Origin of the sequence: Burkholderia sp. Bp9142 (genome assembly GCF_003853415.1) — a bacterium.
Lineage (GTDB): Bacteria > Pseudomonadota > Gammaproteobacteria > Burkholderiales > Burkholderiaceae > Burkholderia.
The window spans coordinates 1-3,790 of sequence record NZ_QTPP01000076.1; the positions used below are offsets into that span (position 1 = coordinate 1).

Annotated in this window: 6 protein-coding genes and 1 rRNA gene; 2 read left to right on the forward strand and 5 right to left on the reverse strand. The window is 62.2% G+C overall.

What is annotated here, in order from left to right; translation table 11 throughout:
* The coding region (locus DIE22_RS37600; RefSeq protein WP_124496677.1) for an SDR family NAD(P)-dependent oxidoreductase at positions 1-95 on the reverse strand (95 nt) is incomplete at its 3' end.
* 163 nt (positions 96-258) lie between these two features.
* Between DIE22_RS37600 and DIE22_RS37605 the strand changes: the two genes are divergently transcribed.
* Both DIE22_RS37605 and DIE22_RS37610 read left to right on the forward strand, forming a co-directional pair.
* Positions 259-1,230, forward strand: coding sequence for an aldo/keto reductase (locus tag DIE22_RS37605; protein ID WP_124502182.1), 972 nt, complete (start codon positions 259-261; stop codon positions 1,228-1,230).
* Between the two features lie 110 nt (positions 1,231-1,340).
* Positions 1,341-2,186 (forward strand): 23S rRNA (adenine(2030)-N(6))-methyltransferase RlmJ, encoded by an 846-nt coding sequence (locus tag DIE22_RS37610; protein WP_124607535.1) that lies wholly within the window; start codon positions 1,341-1,343, stop codon positions 2,184-2,186.
* Between the two features lie 15 nt (positions 2,187-2,201).
* Here DIE22_RS37610 and DIE22_RS37615 read toward each other — a convergent pair whose 3' ends face one another.
* From DIE22_RS37615 to rrf, 4 genes are all read right to left on the reverse strand, one after another.
* Positions 2,202-2,552 (reverse strand): hypothetical protein, encoded by a 351-nt coding sequence (locus DIE22_RS37615; protein ID WP_124607536.1) that lies wholly within the window; start codon positions 2,550-2,552, stop codon positions 2,202-2,204.
* A 113-nt stretch (positions 2,553-2,665) separates the two neighbouring features.
* Positions 2,666-2,812: a DUF3563 family protein gene (locus DIE22_RS37620; RefSeq protein WP_006478295.1), complete on the reverse strand. Its 147-nt coding sequence runs from the start codon at positions 2,810-2,812 to the stop codon at positions 2,666-2,668.
* Positions 2,813-3,027: 215 nt separating this feature from the next.
* Entirely contained in the window at positions 3,028-3,432 is a 405-nt protein-coding gene (gene cueR / locus DIE22_RS37625) for a Cu(I)-responsive transcriptional regulator (protein ID WP_006755754.1), read from the reverse strand.
* A 231-nt stretch (positions 3,433-3,663) separates the two neighbouring features.
* Positions 3,664-3,776 (reverse strand): 5S ribosomal RNA (gene rrf, locus DIE22_RS37630).
* Positions 3,777-3,790: the final 14 nt, after the last annotated feature.

Below are 3,790 nucleotides of genomic sequence, written 5' to 3' on the forward strand. Positions count from 1 at the left end.
GCGCCCGCCTTCGCGAGCTCCAGTGCGATTTCCTTGCCGATGCCGCTTGCGGCGCCCGTGACGACTGCGGTCTTGCCGCTCAGATCTGCTGCCATGTCCCTCTCCTTCCGTTATCGGTTCGAAAAAGCACGCCCCGCTGCATCCGCGTTCGTCGCGTGGTCGTGCAGGCGGGCCAACCGCTATTGTGCACGATCGGCCCCGCCGTTCGCGCGCAAAACGTCTAAGCTTAAGGTCGGTTCCGAGTCGCGGGAGATTCTCATGCACTATCGACGGCTAGGCCGCTCCGGCCTGCAGATCAGCGCGCTTTCGCTCGGCTCGTGGGTCACCTACGGCAACCAGGTCGATCAGCGGGTCGCGCGCGAATGCCTCGCGGCCGCCCGCGATGCGGGCGTCAATTTCTTCGACAACGCCGAGGTCTACGCGGGCGGCAAATCCGAGGAAATCATGGGTCAGGCGCTCAAGTCGCTCGGCTGGCCGCGCGTCAGCTACCTCGTGTCCACGAAGTTCTTCTGGGGTCTCGCGGAAGCCCCGAACCAGTACCACACGCTGAACCGGAAATATCTGCTGAACGCGATCGACGGCTCGCTGCGCCGGCTGCAGCTCGACCATGTCGACCTCGTCTATTGCCATCGTCCGGATCCGAACACGCCGATCGAGGAAACTGTCTGGGCGATGAGCGACATGATCGTGCGCGGCAAGGCGCTGTACTGGGGCACGTCCGAATGGAGCGCCGACGAGATCCGCGCCGCGTATGAGATTGCCGAGCGGCACCATCTGCACAAGCCGGTCGTCGAGCAGCCGCAGTACAACCTGTTCCACCGTATCCGGGTCGAGCAGGAATACACACGGCTCTACGACGACTACGGCCTCGGTCTGACGACCTGGAGCCCGCTGGCATCGGGACTGCTCACCGGCAAGTACCGGAATGGCGTGCCGCCGGGCAGCCGCGCGCAATTGCAGGGCTACGACTGGCTCCGCGACCGGCTGACGGACCCGGCCAGCAACGATGTGGTCGAACGGCTCGGCGGGATCGCAGCCGAACTCGGCTGCAGCACCGCCCAGCTCGCTATCGCGTGGGTACTCGCGAATCCGCGCGTGAGTTCGGTCATTACCGGCGCCTCGCGGATCGAACAGATCGGCGACAACATGCGCGCGCTCGACGTTGCCCCAAAGCTGACGCAGGAGGTCAAGCAACGCATCGAGGAGGCCGTCGGCGACGCATACGAGTAAGGCGGCTCACGTCCACTCGCGTACAATACGCGGCCGCGTTGGCGCGCGGGCCGACGGCCGCTCGCGATCGCCCGTTTCCATCGATTCACCTTCGTTTCAGGCAGCCAGCCATGCTCAGTTATCGTCACGGTTTTCACGCAGGCAACCACGCGGACGTGCTCAAGCACGCCGTCGTCGTCCAGCTGCTGCGCTACCTGAACAACAAAGACAAGTCGTACTGGTACATCGATACGCACGCCGGCGCCGGCGTGTATTCGCTGCGAGACGGTTATGCGGCCAAGACGGGGGAATTCGACACCGGCATCGGCCCGCTCTGGAACGACAAGAACCTGCCCGAGGCGCTCGGCGATTACATCGACGAGGTGCGCGCGCTGAACGACGACGGCGAGCTGCACTACTATCCGGGCTCTCCGTATCTCGCATGGCGATTGATGCGCGAGCAGGACCGGATGCGCCTGTTCGAAATGCACACGACGGAAATCGACGTGCTGCGTCACAACTTCCGCGACGCGGGGCGTCGCGCGATGATTTTCGCCGGTGACGGCTTCGAGGGCATCAAGGCGCTGCTGCCGCCGCCGCCGCGACGCGCGCTCGTACTGATCGATCCGTCCTATGAGGACAAGAAGGACTACGCCCGCACGATGACCTGCGTAACGGAATGCCTGAAGCGTTTCGCGACCGGTTGTTACGCGATCTGGTATCCGCAGGTTGCACGGGTGGAGTCGCAGCGTTTTCCGGAACAACTCAAGCGCCTGCAGCCGAACAACTGGCTGCACCTGACGTTAACGGTATCGAATCCGCCGGCAGACGGCCTCGGACTTTACGGCAGCGGAATGTTCATCCTGAATCCGCCGTACACGCTCGCGCAGAGCATGAACGAAGCGCTGCCCTATCTCGTCGAACGCCTGGGACAGGACAGCGGCGCCCGGTGCCAGATCGAGCACCGCGGAAACTGAGCGGGCTGCGTGCCGTTACGGCTGCGGTCTCGGGGTGGGCCTTGGCTGATTCGCGGGAGACAGCCCCCAGCCCGGCACATTGATATACGGCGCGACAAACAGCGGGACCGACGAATTCGGTCCCTGCCCGGCCGGCGTTCGCATGCCCGCGGGTTCAACAATCGGCTCGGACGATAACGGCGCCGTTTGCAACACCAGGCCACCCTTGCCATCCTGGATCCCGCGTTGCGTATCGAGAATCAGCGGTTTGGACGAGGTTGCCGCACCGGCCGCCACGCCGTGAACGAGCACCGCAGCGCCCAGAACGAGATGCACATCGAGACGCAAGCGCATGGTCGTGTTCTTCCGGTTGAAAAGCAGGTCCATACCATAGCGCCGCGCCGACGATTTCGCCAGATCCGGCGCACAAAAAAACAAAGCCCCGTCAATACGGGGCTTGCTTTTCGTTCGGTGCCACACGGCACCTGACGGTGACTCGATTACAGCGAGTAGCCGTTGGTTTCGAGCGAACGGATGCGGCTCTCGAGCTGGACGATGTCCGACGACGTGGCGAGGTAAGCCTCACGGCGCTCGCGCTCTGCGGATTCGAACCAGTTGCTCAGCTTTTCAACGATGTAGGCGATCATGATGTTCTCCAAGGAAGGGGGACCCCTGGCGAATCGAGATTCAGGGATTTCCCGTATAGGGTTATCCCGAATTATAGCGATGCCGCACCAAGATGCTAATGAAATGCTTGCATGGGAGCCATTCCCATTTGGAATGGCTTGTGAAGCATTCGCCTCAACTCATTGATTTTTAATGATATTGAGTCGAAGCCCAGTTTCGGCCTCGAGGGTGTGCACTAATCTGGTTCACCGACCGGGTCGGCCAGGCGCGCCAAGATCGGGCATTCGGGGCGCCCGTCACCGTGGCAGTGCGCGGCGAGATCGGCGAGTGTATTGCGCATGTCGCTCAATTCCGCGATGCGTTTGTCGAGTTCGGCCACGTGTTCGAGGGCGATCGACTTCACTTCGGCGCTGGCGCGAGAGCGATCTTGCCAGAGCATCAGCAGCTTGCGGATATCCTCGACGAGAAAACCGAGCCGTCGTGCCTGGCGGATGAAACGCAGGATATGGACTTCGTCCGAACCGTAGATCCGGTATCCGGCGTCGCTACGCTTGCTCGGCGCAAGGAGGCCGACCTGTTCGTAGTACCGGATCATTTTTGCGCTGACGCCGGATTCGCGCGACGCGTCGCCGATATTCATTCCCTGCCCTCTCTCCATCAAGCACTGGTTCGACCACGAACGTCGATGCGAGCAGCCGTCGACGACACTTCGATCGTATCAAATCACGTGATTTCGTTCCGGCGTGGACGGCGACGACGGGATCGACGGCAATCCGGACAGCTACACACCCCGCCTCGCGGCCATCGCACATTTCCGGCGCCACAAATGCAAAAACCCCCGCCTTTCGGGCGGGGGTTTCTGGCTTAGGGAGCCTGACGATTACCTACTTTCACACGGGAATCCGCACTATCATCGGCGTAGAGTCGTTTCACGGTCCTGTTCGGGATGGGAAGGGGTGGGACCGACTCGCTATGGTCATCAGGCAAAGAGGGTTGTC